This window comes from Candidatus Chlorohelix allophototropha (genome assembly GCF_030389965.1).
In the GTDB taxonomy this organism is placed as follows: Bacteria; Chloroflexota; Chloroflexia; order Chloroheliales; family Chloroheliaceae; genus Chlorohelix; species Chlorohelix allophototropha.
Window position 1 is genome coordinate 456590 of record NZ_CP128400.1, and the last position, 19134, is coordinate 475723.

Genomic DNA, 19134 nt, shown 5'->3' on the forward strand with positions numbered 1-19134 from the left:
TGTTACACCTAATTCGAAATCATCCAGTAACCCAGTATGCACAAACCAGAGCCAAGTAAACACAAAAATGCACCCACCCCTACCGCAGTTTGGATAAGCTTATTGAGCGTTTCCATTAGTTGGACTGATGTATCGGCAAGTGGCTTGACCAATTCTTCCATCGGTGATTTAATCGCCAGCTTGGGACTTTGTGAGGAAAGGGTACGAACAGCTTCCTGATATTCTTTTCTTAAGATTATGTAAAGTCCACAGAGGGATGCAATTACTCCCAATATGAAAATTAAGCAGCCCATTACTATCTTTACCGCTTGCATATCAAACCCCATCCTGAATCGAACAGGCTCAATTGAAATATCACCATAGTAGGAATAAAACATGTGGCTAAGGAAAGTGCAAGATGCACTAAACCAACCGATAAATCTACTAGGGTTAAAAGGAAATGGAAAGAGCCTGACCCGAAATTTGTTTAATAAAACAATGGAGACCCGTTAAAAAAAAGAGAGGACCCGATACTGCAAAAAGAGGACCCGGTTTCGAAACGATAATACGAGACCGATAGCAGAAGCTTATTCGAGAGTATAATCCGACTCTATTACGCTTGTCAATATATATTTCGTTCTATTTTACCTGAATTAGCTCACCATTCGTGAGTTTACCCAGCCACCGCTATTGTCATCAGAAATTAGATACCAACGCGAGCTATTTTGATAGACCGGACCAAGATCGGTGTAAGCTACAAAATTCAGCGTGGCACCACGCGAAAGAGTGCGCAACAATGTGCCGTCATAAGAGGAAATCGAGGGACGTAACCGCACATAGGTATTGTTATACAGTACTGAATGCGGACCACTCTTTTCATAGACCACACCTGTCACGCCTTCTATCCAGCGGCTATAATCAACCCCGGCAGGTGGGGTGGACGGTGGCGTAGTCACTGGAGGGGTATCGGTTGGAGTAACTGGTGGCGTAGTCACTGGAGGGGTATCGGTTGGAGTAACTGGTGGCGTAGTCACTGGAGGGGTATCAGTTGGAGTGATTGGGGGCGTATCAACGGGTGGAGTAAACACAGGTATTGAGACCGGAGGTATCAAGCCAGCCAGATCGCTCATAAGCTTATTCCAAGGAAAGGTGTTACCGGGGCAAGCCGCTCGATTAATCTTGTCTATTTGGTAATGCCCAATAATATACTGACGATTGGGCTGTATATTGTATTTGCTGCACAGGTAACGATGCAGCCAGAGCGAGGCATAATACTGAGCATCCGGCATGGCTTTACCACTGAAGCCCTCATGTTCAATCGAGATAGTAACATTGTTATAGTTGATATTTTTCGTGGTGCAATCGGCAATCCAAGGAATTGAGGTGTCCGGGTTTCCGGGGATACCATTGCCCCATGCGGCATCATCTTCTTTCACCCATTGCCAGATGCGTCCGTCCAGCGCTACTCCGAAGTGACTACTGGCATCGCTGCGCCGATTTTTAAACCAACTATCGGTTGATTCCATCGTACCTTGCATAATATGGTCAACAATAGCCACAAGTTTATTGCCATCTCGACCACTCCAAAAGTTCGAACAACCTCTCCACTCAACTTTGTAATCAATCAAATAAGCGACCATTTATTTCTCCTCCTGAGAATATCACCAAAAGTTCTCTGCACTTCTTACCTTATTTTGGATTTCCTTCAGGGTAAATAATACAAGTGTGCAAATAAAACACCTGACGGAATATAGGCAAGCCCTAATTTTAGAAATGACCCGGAGAAATAGACCCGAAAAATTCAGAGGTTCTGGTTATAGTAATCTCAAACCAATTTAACCATACTAATTATAATCTGTAAACCCTACATTATTAAAACTTATTTTCTAAGGGATATGTCATTCTATAGCTTGTACGTCCGGACGTACAAGTTACATCAGTAGATTTGATGTTCTCATGCATCCAAAAATGTGTTATGATTAGGCGGCATTTTGAGCTAATTTTTTAAAATAAGTGTGTTTTCTGGAGATAAAATGGGTCCTGCGCGTGTTATCGCGGTTGCTGCCCCTAAAGGCGGAACCGGCAAAACCACCACTACCTTGAATCTTGGTGCGGCTTTGGCTGAGATGGGTTACAAAGTATTGTTGGTGGATTGTGACCCACAAGGAAATCTAACACTCAGTGCCGGTGTGGAAGCCAGCAATATAAAGAATGGTCTTGACACTGCCATAAAGCACTATCTGGCAACATACAATTCTGAACTGGCTAATACCATAATAAAATCACCTGCCGGGCTAGACCTTGTACCGAGCAATATTCGATTGGCAGGTATTGCAGACGAGCTTTTGATTAATTCACAGGGAGTTTTCATTCTTCAAAAATTACTGCGTCCGGTTCGTGGGAGCTACGATTTTATTATGATCGATACCCTCCCCTCTTTGGGAGTATTGGTCAAAAATGCCCTGGTTGCGGCGCAAGAAGTGATTATTCCACACGAGTCGGAACCTCTTTCCGCTGAAGCAGTAGCTATGATGCTCAAACAAATCGATATTATACGCCGTTCCGAGCTTAATCCAGAACTAAAGGTAGCAGGTATTCTGCTGACCAAAACCACCCGCTCCAAATTACATCGCGAAATTATTGATTTCACCCGCGAGGAATTCGGCAAGCAGGTTCCGGTGTTTAAAACCATTATCGAGCGGTCGGTGCAGTTTGCGGAATCGCAAGCTTTGCGCCGCACTATTCTGAGTTACAAACCCCGTGATAAAGGGGCAGTTGCCTATCGTAACGTGGCGCGGGAATTGGTGTATGGTCCGGATGCGGTCGAGGAAGTAACACTTGACGATAGCGGACAAGGCGAGGTATAAGCCAGATGGCAAGCAAGCCCAAAAGCTTTTTGCGAAACCGTGAAACTTCTCCCAGTTCCGCTTCGGACGAAGATTTCGAACTGGTAGTGGGCGTTATCAGTCCCGGTATCGCCAGCAAACCCGTATTCAGCCAGAATGTTCCGGTAGAGCGCATCGAAGCCAGTCCATTTCAGGCACGTCGCAACTTCGATGGAATTGATGAACTGGCAGAAACCATAAAAGCGCAAGGTTTTACCACTCGCCTCAGAGTACGCCCACATCCATTAAAAGAAGGCTATTTCCAGCTTACCTACGGTGAACGAAGGCTTCGAGCAGCGCGGTTGGCTAATCTAAAAGAAGTGCCCTGTGACGTAGCCAATTATAGCGACCCGGAAATGATGGAAATCGGGTTAGCAGAAAATATCCAACGACAGGATTTGAATCCGATGGAAGAGGCGCGTGCCTTTCGTTCGTTTATGAGCTTTGGTAGTCTCACTATTCGCGAACTTGCAAACCGGATCGGCAAGAACAAAGATTATGTAGCCGGACGATTGCGTTTATTGGAAGCACCTGAAGATGTACAAAAACTGGTAGAGCAAAAACCCGATGCTGTGACCGCTGCCCGACGCATTGCGCAATTGAACGACCCTGAAGAAAGGCGTTTGTTGATTGAAGCGCTACTGATGGGTAAGCTCAGTAAAGAAGAAATTCGCACCATCGTTCAAGCAGTACGTACCGGATTTGATGAAGACAGTGTGACCACTGATGACACACATGAAAAGCCTGTACGTCTGGACGTACAACACCCTCCCAAACCAAGCGAGCGAGAACTAAACAGCCGTAAGATAGGGCGCGATCTTAACCTGATACTGGCAACCTTAGCTCGCTGGCAAATTGCGATGCCGCGCTTAAGCGATTTTGAACGCAGGCGAATTGTGGATGCCGCCAAAGATATTATGTTCACCGTGAAACAAATTCAGGATAGCGGTGAGTAGGATTTCCCCTTATGCCCAAAGCCAAACGTGAGAATGAAGACATAAGCGAGTCATTTGAAACACTCCTGACTCGTTTTGAGCGACTCAGAAAAGAGGAACCGGATTTGCCAAAAAGAATGGCAGGCTTGGTTCCATTTGTGCTGGAAGTGGTGCAGGGATCGGGTGGCGTTAAACAACTCGAACAATTAATACACTACTCTTCTGATCAAGAAAGCGCAGCTGAGTTAATAGAAGCAATCTTGCCAATTCTAGCAAATCTTACGCGCGATGTTCCCGGACTGGAAAAGGATATTGCGTTACTGGCAGAAAAGTTGGCACGCAATAATATAACTGTACCGGGCATTTCACCTTACGAAGCAATCCGGGATGCGCTGGCAAAAAACACCTTCATGCAGCTTGATAATACTCCTTGGCCTACCGCAGTTTTGCAAGAAGGCGAAGCTAAAGGTCAGGCGCAGTTAAAGCCTGCTATGCTAGATGAACAACCTTTGATGCCACCGGAAGAGGTTGAAAAATGGTCTGCCCTCATGTGGAAGCAACGCGAAGAATTGAGTGACCTCGATGCCGATACACTGGACATGTTAAGCCACGTCTGGTTACAGCAAGCTAACACGGCAGACAATTATGCGGTAGCAAGTGTGGATGATTTTCTGCAAATGCGTGGTTTAAAGCCAAAGCGAGGCGGAGGGGGCAGGCGCGGTGGTTATGAACCAGAGCAACGCACCGATATGCTTAAAGCCCTTGCGCATATTCAAAACCTGTGGCTGAATATGGGTGAAGTTGAAGTGAACGAGGAACTCGGCAAAAAAAGGAAATTGAACCGAAGTTCCAAACAGGCAGTACAAAGTCGCGCCTTCGTAATTACCGACCGGATGGGACAAACACGGTTGGATGGGCATATGGATGTACAACGCTTTGCGTTTAGACCCGGTATTTTGTTTGCCCGCTTTTTGTTTGGACCCGGTCGTCAAACCGCGTTGCTTTCTGCCAAAGCAGTGCAATATGACCCCTATCGTCAGAAGTGGGAAAAGCGACTCGCCCGCTATTTTAGCTGGCAATGGCGGGTTCGGGCACGGCTAGGCGATTATAATAAACCTTACCAAGTACAGGCACTTTTAGAAGCCGTTGGAGAAGAATTAAATATTCGATACCCTGCTAAAACCAGAGAGCGGCTGGAAAAAGCGTTGGAAGCTCTTAAAGAAGATGGAGTAATCGCCGGGTGGGAGTACGAAAAGTGGGAAGAGCAGATAGTCGAGCAACGCGGCTGGGCAGAAATATGGTTGGAAGCTACTATATTAATAATACCTCCGCAAGCTATCCGAGATACTTATCGCTTCTTAAAACGGCATGGTGATGAGAATGCCGGTATTGATCTAGCGTTTAACGATGGCGAAGGAATGGCAGAGCTAGTAAGAAAAACTCGCAAAGATAGAAAATTATCGCAAGCACAGGCAGCGGTGGAACTTGGTGTAACACAAAGCTACCTGTCAAAGCTTGAGACAAATCAAGTAGAGCTATCCAATGCTTTCAGAAAACGGTTGGAAGAATGGCTTTCCGGCAAGAATTATGATCAGAAATTATGACTTGAGTCGGGGTTATCCTTCACAGTGATTCATATTTTTATGACTTGAGTCGGGGTTATCCTTCACCGGATTTACAGCATTTAGGTTCAAACCCGTTATAAATATTCCCAATTTACTCGTATTTTCCTCAATAATTTTCCAGTAATAAAAAAAGAGATGTTGTATCATGCGACTCAAAATAGGGATAGTATCGTCTATTTCGTTGGAGTTTTGTTGCGCGGTTTAGTTTGTGGTACACAGCTATTCGGGCGTTGAGTACTTATTAATTAAGTATCTCCTCGCAGAAGTGAAATATATTCGGCGATCAAAAATAGCCGACTAATGGGCAAAAAAAATCGGGCTATGCGGTCACATAACTCGATTGATTAATTCAATATGCTTGCGCATCCTTGAGAGATATTGAGCGACTAACTCATCTTGCTCTGGATGCGTATGTTCTAGCCTTATATAAGGAGATTTTACTATGCCTTCCACCCAACTTTCAAGTACCCATAGTGAGCAATTTTCATATTCACTGCACGAATCTGAACAATTCGTACAAGTACCGCTTGATGTATTGAAAGCTGATATCAGTCCGGCTGCCCTAAAGCTGTATATGGTAATGCTCAGTTTTGCCCGCCAGTCCGTTAGTTGTTGGGCGAGCCATCGTCGCCTCGCCGAAGAAATGGGTTTACAGCCTAGGCGGGTTATTGATCTGATTAAAGAACTTGAAGCGGCTGCACTTATCAGCGTTGAGAGTCGTGCTAGGGAAGGTCAGACCAATATCTACCGCTTGCAAAGGCGTGCGAGTAAGCCTAAAACTACCCAAAGCTATGCAAAATCTTGCGAAGGGACTACGCAGGGAAAAACACATGATAGTCTGCAAGATTCTGCATCCAATATACATGAATCTAAATTACATGAGTTAAATACAACAACTCCTGTTGCGTTAGATGTTACCGACAAAAAAATAGATCACTCCTCAGAAATTAGTGTCGATTCAGAGAATCAATCCCAACGAGAGATTTGTTCGTTATTACTTCAATGTGGAATTACTACCCACAGCGCTAAAAAACTTGCCAAGATAGCGTTTCAAAACAAGCGCAGCGCAAAAGAGATTGAGGAACTGATTCAAACGGTGCGTGGAAATGAAAGAGTTGAAAGTATTCCGGCTTACGTTTCACGCTTGGTTGAAATCAATTGCTTAAATCTAGGCGCTTTTAATCGGGCGAACACCCACCTTTCACCAAATAGGAATAGCAGTTCTGGGTTACATTCGGGTAATATAAAGCACGAAAAACCCACTGATTTTAGTAAATACGCTCCCGGCGGTAAATATTGGTATCTGGTTGCCAGTCGAGCTAACTGAATTCGAGAAGTAATATTTTGGATAACTTGTGATATGAATTACTCTTTTTTATTGCGAACCTGTGTTAAACTGAAGCCAAGTTATATTATCGGGAACGTGAAACTTAACTTACCGGACTTTACAATCGGTAGCCAGATTTCACTTTTATAATCCTCTTTTGCCGATTAGGGGCAAACTAATCGCTAAAATCTGCCAGATTTCAGTTTATTAATCCAGAAGGGGCGAATTTTATCTTGCTGAGGATTAGGAAACGTAGTAAAAATTGGGACTTACGCTAGTTTGGAGAAAGTAAAATGGATAGCGCTGAAAGTTTTGTGAGCGCTGTACTCGCAGCACAAGATGACTTTAATCTGTGCTATGTCCTTGAACAGACTGCCCCAACTCTTAATGATACTCTAGCTCAACAAGTAAAAAGCCGCGCTAACGAACTCGTTTCTTCGGATAATCAGGCGAGCCTGAAGATTGCCGAGTCTTTGATTAAAGCTGGCGTGGTGGCAAATAACCTGCTCTATCAGGCGTTAGGTTTGATGGTTCAGGGAAATGTAATGATGCGACGCGGTGAATTGCAACGGGCGATTGAATTGTATGATGATGCAAAGGTAGCGGCGCTTCGGGCAAACAATCCAATTGAGGCAGCGCGTTCACAGGTGGGGAAAATTGGCGCTTTGATGTATCTGGGAGATTATAAATCCGCCATCGAAATAGCCCAACATACCGCTGAAACATTGGTAGCTTTCGGTGATTACTTCCCCGCTGCCAAAGCCTATGCTAATGCGGCAATCTGTTACGGTGAGCTTGAGCAAAATGAAAAAGCGGTTGAGGAATTACAGAAAGCACGCACTCTGTTTGAGAAGCATGATAGTCGGGAGGCTCAAACCGGACTTGGCTTATTGCTTTACAATTTATCCGTTACATTATGCGATTTGGGACGTTACCACGAGGCATTGGATTGTTCCTTGCGCGCCAGCGAGATTGCACGCCGTTATGAATTAAGCAATGATGAAGCGCTTTATCAAGAAGCCTCCGCAATTTGTTACAGCTTGATGGGCAATTATAACCGCGCTTTGCGCTTGCACCTTGAAGCGCGAGATATTTTTGAAAAAAATGGTCTTATTCCTCAGCTTATTGCTTGCGAATATTTTATCAGCGAGGGTTATCTTGAACTGGGTCGTTATGAGGATGCGGCAGATCAGGCAAAAGAGCTTATCAGCCTGTTAGAGCAGCGCAACTTGGTTAATAGCTGGAATGGGACACGCACTTATCATGTGTTGGGACGCGCCTTGGCTGGTTTGGAGCAGCCTTCCGAAGCTGCTGCTGCTTTGTTGATGGCACAATCAATTGCTGAGCAACTGGGCGCATCAGGATTTAAACAGCGCACCGATCTGCGTTTGGCTGAGACTTATCTTTCAACCGACAACCCGGAAGACCTTGATCGTTCGGAAGAATTACTCAATGCTTTGCTAAGTAACCCTCAAGACCTACGCATTTTACCCAATGCCCAACTTTTGCTTGCGCGTCTGGAAACAAACCGGGAGCAATATAGCGCCGCAATTGAATTGGCTAAAAGCGCTCTGACACAATTTGAATCGCAGGGTATTTATAACACACTTTACAGTGTTTATTGGCAACTGGCTAAAATTTGTGAGCAACAAGGCGAATTAAATCAAGCTTCGGATTATCTTGATTTAAGTATTCAGCAACTTGAACAATTGCGCGCTCAGGTTGCCGCCGAGACTCGCCATAGTTTTCTGCTTCAGAAAGAAACCATTTACCAGGACGCAGTTAGAATAGCTCTACGTTTCAACGATTCACAGAAAGCCTTTGATTTAGTAGAGCGGGTTAAGTCTAGAGCGTTGGTAGAGTTGGTCGGCAATCAACTTGACATAAAAATAAAAATACGTTCTGAACGTGATCGCCCGTTGGTAGAAGAGTTGGAAAATTTGCGGGCACGCCATAACGATTTAACAATGCGGTTAGCGCGTTGGCAGGATGGACAAGATGATAAGGGTGAATTGGTTCCAGTTGCCAGTAATGAAAACCAAAACGAAAGTGAATTGCTTCAAAGCGAAGTGCTTGTTTGTGAAAAACGTCTTATAGAACTAACCGAGATACTTCAAGTCAAGAATGCGCTTTATGCTGAAGATGTCAGCCTTATACAGTCTTATATATCTTTTGATTTTGGGTTGTTGAACCCGAACGAAGCAATAATCGAATATTACCAAGCTCGCGAAGAGATGTTAGCCTTTGTTGTAACAAGGGCTGGTATCAAAGCGATTACCTTATCTGCTACTCCTTCACAGGTAAATCGTTTGGTTTCGTTGTTGCACCAGAATTTTAACCAGACTCCCAAGCTTGGCGCTGAAAAACTCTTGCTTAATAGTCAGAACTTTCTTAGCAAGCTGTATGCTTTGGTGTTTGAACCGCTTGAGTTAGAGCTTGCGCCGATTACCGAACTGAGAATTGTATCGCATGGCACCTTACACTATCTGCCTTTCCATGCTTTATATCGTCCTAGCGATTCTACTTATTTGCTAGAGCGCTTTAGCGAAATCAGCTATGTACCGGCGGCAAAACTATTATTATCCTGCCGCGAACGTGCTAAAAACTCAACGGCTAGTGGAGCGTTGGTGTTGGGATATTCTGGTAATGGAAAGCTAACTTCTACGCTAGAAGAAGCTGAGGAAATTAATTGCATTCTGAGTCGTAAAATTGATACAGAGTTGGCATTGGAGAATGATGCTAATCTGGAATTGTTCCGGCAAGCAGCGTCTTCGAAAAGACTCTTGCATCTGGCTACACACGGCAGTTTCCGTGAAAACGCCCCGCTCTTTTCATCAATTCAACTTGAAGGTGGCGAACTAACTGCCCACGAATTGTACAACTTGCAACTTGAGGCTTCATTAATGACGCTTAGTTGTTGCGAATCGGGTCTTGGAGTTATCGGTGGTGGCGATGAAGTAATGGGTTTAAGCCGATCATGCTTGTATGCCGGAGCAAGTAGTTTGGCTCTCTCTCTTTGGCGAGTAGAAGATAAATCCAGTTCGCAGCTTATGCAGTTGTTTTACCGAAACCTACTTGATGGTATGGGTAAAGCAGCCGCTTTAAGGCAAGCTCAACTCTGGTTGATGTCTGAGCCACAATACCGACATCCATTTTACTGGGCGCCTTTTATTTTAATTGGTGATAGCGGTAGTCTCTAATAGTTTACGGAGGTTTAGAACAGATGAGCAGGAAACCCGATTTCGAATATATTCTGCAAACCCAGCCACTGGAGCGTAAAAGGCATATACAGGACAATAGCACCGGCCCTGTTTTTGCCCAGAACCGCTTAATTTTATCTGGGCAGGGCGAGAGTCTTGAAAGACTCTTCAAACGTTACATGGCTAAACCTCTGGAATTGGATGGTTGCAAGAGCTATCGGATTCGCGACGTAGTGCGTGTAGGCGGCGATCTTTTTAGGGATAATGTACCTGTATTGCATACTTTAGTTAAAGGTGAGCCAATTGCTCCTATCCTGCTTGATAATTATATGACCAAGGATGAAGATGAAGCCTTGCTAGGCTATGATGATGACGATAATGAAGTATTGGAAAGCTATGTGGTTAGCTTTGATCCTCCGGCGAAATCCGAAGACCTGAAAAAACTGGCGCAGGAACTGGTTGAGCAAAGCCGCTTTTTCCAAGATACCGAAGATGAGGTAAAGGGTTTTAGCGTAAATCATGACCATGTATTTAGCCTGAAACGTGTGCCATTTCTCAGCCCTTTCCGAATCAAAGGCGGTTCTTTAAATATTACGCCTTTTGCCACCACCCAAAATCAGAAGACTGTGGAGGATGTGTTTAGAGATCAACCCTGCTGGGACGAAATCGGTTTCTCCGACGAATCACTTAATAGGGAGATTACCGGACAAGCAACCGTGGTGATTTTTGATACTGCGCCCGATATTAAAGCAATCCATAGCGCCCTTACGAATAACATCATCCAGTATTATATTGATATGAAGCCGGGTACTTTCATTCCTTCGCAAAAGCCGCAGGATATGGATTTGAAAATGCTTCACCGCTGGTCTTCTGTTCGGGAAACTCCCCCTATCTTTACCGATAAGGGTAAGGATATTGAGCCTGAAGATCTGGTTCCGTATCATGGTGTATTGGCTGCCAGCCTTATCCATCATATCGTACCTGACGCACAAATAATTCTGGTGAACGTTTTCGACCACGATGGCGAAACTACCGGTTCCACTCTCACGGGCGCGTTGGATTTAATTTTACGAATTTGTGACAACCCTGTGGAAATTTACGGCGAGGAGTATCTGAAAATTGATCCGAGCAAACTGGTTTACAACTTGAGTTTGGGGATACCGCGTAGCTTGGCTGAGTATGTGGATGCCGGTTATTTGCTGAAGGCTTGCAAGCGTGCCTGCAAGAAAGGCATGTATAAATCTCATGAAAAACCGGATCAGACCACCGGAGCAGTTATTGTGGCGGCTGCCGGAAATGATAGCTACTACTTGCATATGTTTAATCCGGAAGAACCCGCCGCTTATGGTTTTTACAACGATGATTGGGACGTTTACAACAAAACTATTGCTGTGGCGGGAAGCAGGATAAAATCAGAAGAATATGTCTTGTACAGCAATCAGGGTAATTTGGCGGCTCCCGGCGACTACCTCTTGATGGATACCGGCAACGATGATGCTCCATTTGGGCGCTATGTGTACTGGGCAGGCACTTCCTTTGCCACTCCGCTTGTTAGTGGTGCGGCAGCGTTTTTGCTTCAGAAGGGCTATACACCGGATATTATTAAAAATCAGCTATGGAAAGGCGCAACCCAGAACGCTATTAATAAAAACTTTACTTGGAAGGCTGCCCCGATAATCAATCTGGCGCTTTCCCTCTAACCTGAAGTTTAGGCTAATCCGCTTGAATTTAGACAAGGTGTGCAAGCTCCTTGTCTATTTTCTTAAAAAGCGATAACTATCAGAACGATGTGATGTGCGACACATTTCTTTTGTGATGAACTGCATACCTGATTATCAGCAAGTAGCCTAGAATAGTAATGTAAGCGACAAGCTTACAAGTATTTCTAAAACTTCTTACATCTTCTCTTAAACTCCTCCTAAGAATTCAGAAGGCTACTGATGAGCAGCGGTAGCCTTTTTTATTTTCATAAGTAACTTTTGTCACCTACAGCCTAAATCTTCCTTGCTACAATTACGTTAATCGGCTTTGAAACGAGCAACAATCCACAACCGAAAGGCAAATGCAAAGATGGATAAAGGTTGGAAACGGTGGGCAGCAACGCTTGGTGGTGCCGTGGTAACGCTGGCGGCAGCTTATGATGGTATTCGGCGTAGTGAGAAGGGCTTGAAACGCCGCTATCTTTCTATACCGGGCAGGGCGGGTGAAGCGCCTGTTCCGGTGCTTGCTCTTGAATCAAAAGCGGTGCAGCCCGAATCTCCAATTTTGCTGGCGACACATGGAGTTGTTTCCAATAAAGAGTATATGCAATTCATCGGTTCGGAAATTGCCGGTATGGGCTTACGAGTTTTCATGCCTGACTTGCCGGGACATGGGGCTAGTAATGCCTCTTTTGCCACTCCGGTTCAGGATTTCTCCAATGTAGTGGGGGGCAACGTGGCGCAATTGGAGCAGCTTTATCGCTATGTGCGCGAAAAATTCCCTCGCGCTCCGATAGGGGTGTTAGGACACTCGATGGGCAGCGGCGCAATTCTGAATTTTGCGGTGGATAAGCCCGAACTGGCGGTAGCGATTCCTGTGTCGGTAGCGGGGCGGCAACCGGCTACTCCTGAGAATCCCAAAAACATGTTGCTGCTGGTGGGCGAACGCGATATTCCAATTTGTCTTTCAAGTGCAAAGCAACTATACGAGGCGGCAACCGGTTTGCCAGAACCACAATCAACTCTGTTCGGCGCGTTTGAAACTGGCACAGCCCGCTTTCACAAGGTTTTACCCCGCCTTGACCATATTTCCATCATGCTTGCACCTCAAACCGCTCAGGAAATCAGGGAATGGCTAGGGCAGACATTCGGGCTGACACCCGGCGATAATAAAGCGATGGTAAGCAGATTGCGCTGGACTGGGGCGGGCTTAATTTCTTCTATTCTCTCCTACTTGCCTTTTTCGGCTTTGCTGACGCGCATGTTGGGCTTGAAAGCGGCACCTGCTAAAGCTCCTCAACTGGCTTTCAAAAACAACCTCGCGGCAATAGGCGTGCTTGGCGTAGCTCCTTTTGCCAGTGTGTTGCTGCTGCACAAGCTTAAAAAACCGCATCTGGTATCGCTAGTGTTGGGCGACTATCTTGCCGCGTTCTTTGCACTGAGTGGGTTGCTTAGTTGGATGGGGTTAGCAGTGGTACGGCGTGGCAAACTGAACCTGTCCGACATTAGCGCCGGGGCAAAAGGCTCCACACGCGCTAAATTGCTCAATTGGGTGGGGCTACCGCTGGCTTTGTGGGTTTATAGCTATGCTACGCTCGGTCGTTTTAGTCGTCGCTCATGGTTTAGCTTTGCACTGAACGGGAAACGCGCCCGCACTATGCCGATGCTGACTGCATGTGCCTTGCCCTATTTCCTCGCCAGTGAAGCGACCTTCAGGCGCATGCCCGGTTTCTCCGGTTATACTGCCAGCACCCTCACCAAGTTCAGCCTAACCGCTTCTATGATGGTGGCGGCACGTTTGAAGGATGAGCAGAATTTTCTGGCGATTCTGGCAATGCCCATGTCGCTTGCCTACTTGCTCATGGATTGGTACGCCCTGTGGCAGTATCGCCAGAACCGCGATTTTGTAACCACCGGGGCGTATGATGCGCTGGTACTGGCATGGCTGGTAAGCTCATTATTCCCGCTGGAGGATTAATTCAAAGTATAACGCCGACCCTTTTTGCTGCCTTCTATTTTTAGGCTGCCCTGTGCTACCAGCATTTCAAAATCACGCAGGGCAGTTGCCTCCGATACACCTGTGAGTTTACGGTATTCTCCGTTGGTGATGGCACCATGCGCATGCACGTATTCCAGCGCTTTTTTCAACCTCTCTTCCAGCGTCAGATTTTCTTTTGGTGTAATAGGCGTTTCTGTTTCTTTTGCTGTCGCGGCAGTTTTACGAAATGTCACAATAAATTCGTTTTGTAGCTTGAACTCCGGGGCGGGACTACCTTGCTGGCGCATACTGTTAATCATAAAGCTGATGCCCGTACCAAGATATTCCATATAGCCGCCGGGAAATTCGGAAAGCAGGTTTGCCAACAGTGGGTTGCGCGGCTTGGAGCGTTCGCGCCCCTGCTGCAAATCTTCGAGTGTTATGCCGGGCATCAACAAGCCGGGGCTATGTACCTCGATGTGGTCGGGATAATAAAAGACGCGCACTTTCTCACTTTTGAGAGAATAATCGCGATGTACTACTGCGTTCACCACCGCTTCGCGTAGCGCTTCCATAGGATATTCAAAACGGTCTTTGCGGTGGAAGCCTTCGATTATAGCGGCTTGCCGGGTGTTACTTAGGAAGAACTGTTCTGCCTGATCAATCTGCCGAGCAAGCGCCCCCTTGAGGTTCTGGCGGTCTTGGTAGCGTTCCAGTCCTAGCGTATCAGGATATAGCACACAAACTACCTCGGTTTGTGGTAAAAACTCTTGCGGTTCTTTGCCGAACAACAACAATCCCGCGTGGGTAGGACGCAAAGTACCTTCCACATTCACAGCGCAGCGACTTTTGAGCAAGAAGCTCTCAATATCCGTAATTCGGCTCTCGCGAGTGCGCCTTCCAGCGCGGTGGCTTAGAAAGCTTTGTACCAGTTCCAAATCAAGGTCATCAAGGCTGGCAAGGTCGGTGGGGCGCGTTTCCCAATCTAGCACCCCTGCACTACCCAGATATTCGCCTATTTCGTGCAATTCGAGCGGGATGGTGTAAGTGCCACGCCTAATCCAGAAAATCCCCCCTGCTTGAAAAAGCTGTCCACGATATGGAGAGATAGTGGCAACTACCAGCATTTTACCATCTAGTTCCACCACTTCCGGGGTGGCAGGATCAAATTTAAGGATAGGCTTGCAACTGCGTGCCGCTTTCAGCAGTAGATCTATTGCTTGCGCCGGGTTTTTAACCCCTTCCACCCGCCATGTGCCATCTTCCACTCCTATGACGAGATAACCACCCTGCCCGTTTGCCAAGCCGCAAATGCGCTCTGCCAATTCGGGGAGGCGCGGCGCAGCGATTTTGAACTCGGTGGTTTGGCTCTCACCACGCCTTATCAGCTCCTTGAGAAATTCGCGCTCCAAAATAACCTTCTTTTATCGCTCAATTATCGCTCGTGAGGGAAATATATCCATCACGAGGGAAATATATCGCTCATGATTGAAAAACTGAAGGAAATAACCCTCATTGTGGCTGTCGTAAACTGCGTCCTTCATAGGTTTCAAAGCGTGCGACCCATTCATCCGGCACCGGAATAGTGCGGTTTGCCCGGTAATCAAAAGTTACGTGTGTGCCGTTTCCTTCTGCCACCAATCGTTTAGAGGCAACATCAACCATTTGGAAATCAAACCCGAAACTACTACGCTTTATCCAACTGGTGCGTAAGCCCACCATCAGCATTTCCCGATAGAAAGCGGGCAAGCGGTAGTTGATGCTTTGCGCTGCAAGGATAAAGGGCATATCCTGAAGCGCGGGCGATTGCTCTTTAATTTCCATCACATGTATAAAGTATTCAATACGCGCTGTTTCAAGGAAAGTAAAATAAGAAACGTTGTTAAGATGTCCCATTCCATCAACATTACCGAACTGCACTGGAATGAAAATTACGAAATTATAGCCTTCAATCCCGTCATGCTGGATTTTGAAAATATCGCTCATACTTACACCCCTACTGTTAAGATAAAATAAAGAGCTACAAGGCGGAAGGATAGCATTTTTTGGGCGTGCGCTCAACCTGAATAGTAGAAAGCCAAGTTTACATAACGTTAAACATCGCGCCCCACAAAGTATTCGAGTCGCTATAACCTTCATGGTCTGCTAGAATGCTACCCTATGAAAGAACCGGAAACAAAAAATAAAATTGCCCGACTGGCAGAAATAGTGATTCTGGCAGGGGTGGCGCTAGTCATTTTTCTTGACTTTCAGACAGATGGTCCAATGGTAATCTTGTTGTATGGCTTGCTGTTTGTAGCGGGTGCGGTGTACCTTGCATGGTTGGTAACAAAACATCGTTCGGATGAGTAGCAGCTTTGTAAATTAATTATCCTCTCATTCTCCCCCCAAAATCCAGATTAAACAGATATTATACAAACAGTTCTATTGAAAAAGTTGTTATAATCTGTTACAACTATTAGTAAATGCAAACGTTTGCCGTAACGAATATTATTAAGAACAGAGGAGATAAATAGATGCACATACCAGATGGCTATCTGAGTCCGGTGGTTTCACTGGGCGCAGCGGTAGTTACCGTTCCGGTGTGGGGGATTGCAGTTCAGAAAGTTCGCAACGTACTAAATCAGCGAACTGTACCTTTACTGGCGATATTTTCGGCTTTTGCCTTTACCATAATGATGTTCAATATTCCGGTACCGGGTGGTACTACGGCGCATGCAGTAGGCGGTACATTAATCGCTGTAGTGCTAGGTCCGTGGGCGGCGGTGCTAGGAATCAGCATGGCGCTGATCTTGCAGGCTCTTTTCTTTGGAGATGGGGGCATTCTGGCGATTTTTATCAATTGCTTGAATATGGGAGTATTGCTTCCCTTCGCCGGTTATTTCAGCTATCGCCTGATTGCCGGGCGCGCCCCTGTTTTGTCGGTTCGGCGAGTGTGGGCGGCGGGTATTGGCGCATATATTGGCATTACCTTATCCGGTTTGGCGGTAGGCATTGAGCTAGGACTTCAGCCGCTATTGTTCACCGAAAATGGTCGCCCCCTTTACAGCCCTTATGGACTTGAGGCGGCGATACCTACCATGTTAGTAGCGCATATGTTGGCAGCTTCAATTGTAGAAGGGCTGGTAACAGCATTGGGCGTGGCATATCTCCAGAAAAATTATCCCGTATATCTTACCTCCTTGCGAAAAATCGTAGCGGGAGCAGACATAAGCGAGGGTGCAACAGGCAAACAACCCTTCTTGCCCGTTGCAATAATCGGCGGAGTAGTTGGGCTGGCGATTATAGTGTTTGCCGGGCTAATTGCCGGAGACTGGAATTTAGGTAGGCTTTTCGGCGCCGATTGGTCACAGGTTAATTGGTCGGATGTGGCTTTAATGTTATTAATAGTGGGTATTATCGCTGTGGTGTTAGTGCCACTGGCATGGTTTGTACTGCCACGCAATATGAAGAAGGTAGGCACATACTTTACTGCTATTGCCGTGCTTGCCCCCCTCGGTTTGATTGCGCCCGGCTTTGCCTATGGCGAAGGTAGCGCCGAAGATGTGAATAAAGCCTTTGGCTATGTGCCGCAGGGTCTTAAAGACTTCTCTGATTTCTTCAAAGCCCCGCTGGCAGATTACAAACTGCCCTTCCCGCCGTTTAATGGCGCTAATTCCCAGCTATGGCAGCAGGGGGTCGGATACGAGGTGGCTGGTATAGTGGGCATCCTGTTGTTGGGCGGCTTGATGTTCGGGTTGGCGCTACTTCTCAAGAAACGTGGTGCGGTTGAAGAAACCCTAGGGGTTATAAAGAAACCCGGAGAGGCGCCAAACCGATGACAGCAACTACTGAGGAAAGAAGTGGTTTGAGTCACTCGGTTGCTAAAGCCCGCCCGAAAAAGGAAAAACCGAGTTGGCTTGAGAAAACCGTGGCGGGTATCGCCGAGTCTATCCAACGCGCCGTGTTTACCGAAGAACACGCGCGCAAGGACGGCTGGTTGCAAAAAGTTGACCCACGCGCCAAGCTGATAATGTTTTTGGCGTTGGTATTGGCAGCCAGTATCACCGGCTCAATTCTGGCTTTGGCATTGCTCTATGCCGTTACTTTGGTAGCGGCTCGCGCCAGTCAAGTTCCCTTCGATTTTTTTGTTAAGAGAGTCTGGGTTGGTATCCCACTTTTCGCCGGAATCGTGGTAATACCTTCGCTGTTCTTTATTCCGGGCGATCGCCTTTTGTTCTTCTCGATACCGGGGCTGATCAGCGCGATTATTTTTGTGGCACGGGTGGGGGTAAGCGTTTCTCTGGCGGTGTTGCTGGTGCTGGTTACGCCTTGGGCGGATGTGCTAAAAAGCTTGCAAGCCCTTAAAGTGCCGTCAATATTTATCTTGCTGCTATCCATGACCTATCGCTATATCTTCCTTTTCCTGCGTTCGGCTACCGGGTTGTTTGAAGCACGCAAGAGTCGCATGGTGGGGCGTACCAGTGGCGGAGAACAGCGTAGTTGGATTACAGCCTCGATGGGCGGCTTGATGCACCGTTCTTTCAAAATGAGCAATGAGGTTTATACCGCGATGCTGGCGCGAGGCTTTAGTGGACAAGTGCGTTCTTATAATTCTTACCGGATGAAGGGCGGGGACTGGCTTGCTTTGGCGGTTACCGTTATAATTGCAGCAGTTGCCCTGACATTAGGACAACTTGTTAAATAATTACGGAAAGCTGAAAATGCATATAAATAAAGATTTAGAGCCTGTATTTCATTTGCGTGACGTGCGGTATCTGTATAACGGGCGGCAGGAAGCGTTAAGTGGAATTGACCTTGATATACATCGGGGTGAGCAGGTAGTTTTGCTAGGCGCGAACGGTAGCGGCAAATCTACCCTGCTCAAAATGCTGGATGGAATAATCGCTCCTTCCAGCGGCACTATGCGGGTGCTTGGGCAAGATGTGGCGGCGGTAGCAGCGGGTGAAGGATCTTTCAAATTTCATCGCGAGGTGGGGTTGGTTTTTCAAGACCCTGACATTCAGCTATTTAGTGCGACAGTTTTTGATGATGTGGCTTTCGGTCCGCTCCAGTTGGGTTTGTCCAAAGACGAAGTGCGTAGCCGTTGCGAACAGGCGATGGAGCAAATGGAGATTAATCATTTGGCGAAACGCGCTCCTTTTGAACTCTCCGGTGGAGAGAAGAAAAGAGCGGCGATTGCTTCGGTGCTATCCTTGCAACCCGACGTTATCTTACTGGATGAGCCGACTGCTTCGCTTGATCCTCGTACCAAATGGGTGCTGGTAAATTTGATAACCCGGTTGGGGCAATCCGGCAAAACTATCATTACCACCACGCACGAGCTTGAGATTGTGCCGATTATCTCCAATCGGGTAGTGGTTATAGGGGAAGAACGGCGTATTTTGGCAGATGGTACTCCAGAGCAAATTCTAGGGGATAGAGATTTGCTGATTAAAGCCAATCTGATTCATCCGCAACTGCACGAGTTCGGGGCGGTTAACTATTCGGTTAAATCCTGAGTAA

15 protein-coding genes are annotated in these 19134 nt (G+C 46.6%); 11 read left to right on the forward strand and 4 right to left on the reverse strand.

All coding sequences use genetic code 11. The features are described 5' to 3' along the window. Window positions 1-8 precede the first annotated feature (8 nt). Both OZ401_RS14665 and OZ401_RS14670 read right to left on the reverse strand, forming a co-directional pair. Entirely contained in the window at window positions 9-314 is a 306-nt protein-coding gene (locus tag OZ401_RS14665) for a hypothetical protein (protein WP_341471212.1), read from the reverse strand. Between the two features lie 318 nt (window positions 315-632). Further along, a complete protein-coding gene (locus OZ401_RS14670; RefSeq protein ID WP_341471213.1) occupies window positions 633-1619 on the reverse strand; it encodes an N-acetylmuramoyl-L-alanine amidase in 987 nt (328 codons plus the stop codon). Window positions 1620-2012: 393 nt separating this feature from the next. On the opposite strand from OZ401_RS14670, the gene OZ401_RS14675 reads away from it, so the two are divergent. From OZ401_RS14675 to OZ401_RS14705, 7 genes are all read left to right on the forward strand, one after another. Beyond that, complete coding sequence (locus OZ401_RS14675; protein ID WP_341471214.1) at window positions 2013-2846, forward strand: ParA family protein; 834 nt, start codon at window positions 2013-2015, stop codon at window positions 2844-2846. Between the two features lie 5 nt (window positions 2847-2851). Further along, the gene (locus OZ401_RS14680) at window positions 2852-3820 is read left to right on the forward strand and encodes a ParB/RepB/Spo0J family partition protein (RefSeq protein WP_341471215.1); all 969 of its coding nucleotides are present in this window, start codon (window positions 2852-2854) and stop codon (window positions 3818-3820) included. 11 nt (window positions 3821-3831) lie between these two features. Next, entirely contained in the window at window positions 3832-5403 is a 1572-nt protein-coding gene (locus OZ401_RS14685; protein ID WP_341471216.1) for a helix-turn-helix domain-containing protein, read from the forward strand. A gap of 463 nt (window positions 5404-5866) precedes the next feature. After that, entirely contained in the window at window positions 5867-6751 is an 885-nt protein-coding gene (locus tag OZ401_RS14690) for a helix-turn-helix domain-containing protein (RefSeq protein WP_341471217.1), read from the forward strand. 293 nt (window positions 6752-7044) lie between these two features. Next, window positions 7045-9951, forward strand: coding sequence for a CHAT domain-containing protein (locus OZ401_RS14695; protein WP_341471218.1), 2907 nt, complete (start codon window positions 7045-7047; stop codon window positions 9949-9951). 23 nt (window positions 9952-9974) lie between these two features. After that, window positions 9975-11651, forward strand: a complete 1677-nt coding sequence (locus OZ401_RS14700; protein WP_341471219.1) for a S8 family peptidase — start codon at window positions 9975-9977, stop codon at window positions 11649-11651. A gap of 370 nt (window positions 11652-12021) precedes the next feature. Next, window positions 12022-13629 (forward strand): alpha/beta hydrolase, encoded by a 1608-nt coding sequence (locus OZ401_RS14705; protein ID WP_341471220.1) that lies wholly within the window; start codon window positions 12022-12024, stop codon window positions 13627-13629. Here the strand turns inward: OZ401_RS14705 and OZ401_RS14710 are convergent. Both OZ401_RS14710 and OZ401_RS14715 read right to left on the reverse strand, forming a co-directional pair. Further along, window positions 13626-15041, reverse strand: a complete 1416-nt coding sequence (locus tag OZ401_RS14710) for an AlbA family DNA-binding domain-containing protein (RefSeq protein WP_341471221.1) — start codon at window positions 15039-15041, stop codon at window positions 13626-13628. The two genes, OZ401_RS14705 and OZ401_RS14710, sit on opposite strands and share 4 nt — an antisense overlap. Before the next feature lie 100 nt (window positions 15042-15141). Continuing rightward, on the reverse strand, window positions 15142-15615 hold the full coding sequence (locus OZ401_RS14715; RefSeq protein ID WP_341471222.1) for an acyl-CoA thioesterase: 474 nt from the start codon (window positions 15613-15615) through the stop codon (window positions 15142-15144). A 174-nt stretch (window positions 15616-15789) separates the two neighbouring features. On the opposite strand from OZ401_RS14715, the gene OZ401_RS14720 reads away from it, so the two are divergent. The 4 genes from OZ401_RS14720 to OZ401_RS14735 all read left to right on the forward strand — a co-directional run bounded on the left by OZ401_RS14720 (window position 15790) and on the right by OZ401_RS14735 (window position 19130). Next, window positions 15790-15981, forward strand: coding sequence for a hypothetical protein (locus tag OZ401_RS14720; protein WP_341471223.1), 192 nt, complete (start codon window positions 15790-15792; stop codon window positions 15979-15981). A gap of 164 nt (window positions 15982-16145) precedes the next feature. Next, a complete protein-coding gene (gene cbiM / locus OZ401_RS14725; RefSeq protein ID WP_341471224.1) occupies window positions 16146-17450 on the forward strand; it encodes a cobalt transporter CbiM in 1305 nt (434 codons plus the stop codon). Beyond that, on the forward strand, window positions 17447-18316 hold the full coding sequence (cbiQ, locus tag OZ401_RS14730; RefSeq protein WP_341471225.1) for a cobalt ECF transporter T component CbiQ: 870 nt from the start codon (window positions 17447-17449) through the stop codon (window positions 18314-18316). The genes cbiM and cbiQ overlap by 4 nt, the downstream gene beginning before the upstream one ends. 16 nt (window positions 18317-18332) lie before the next feature. Next, a complete protein-coding gene (locus OZ401_RS14735; protein WP_341471226.1) occupies window positions 18333-19130 on the forward strand; it encodes an energy-coupling factor ABC transporter ATP-binding protein in 798 nt (265 codons plus the stop codon). Window positions 19131-19134 lie beyond the last annotated feature (4 nt).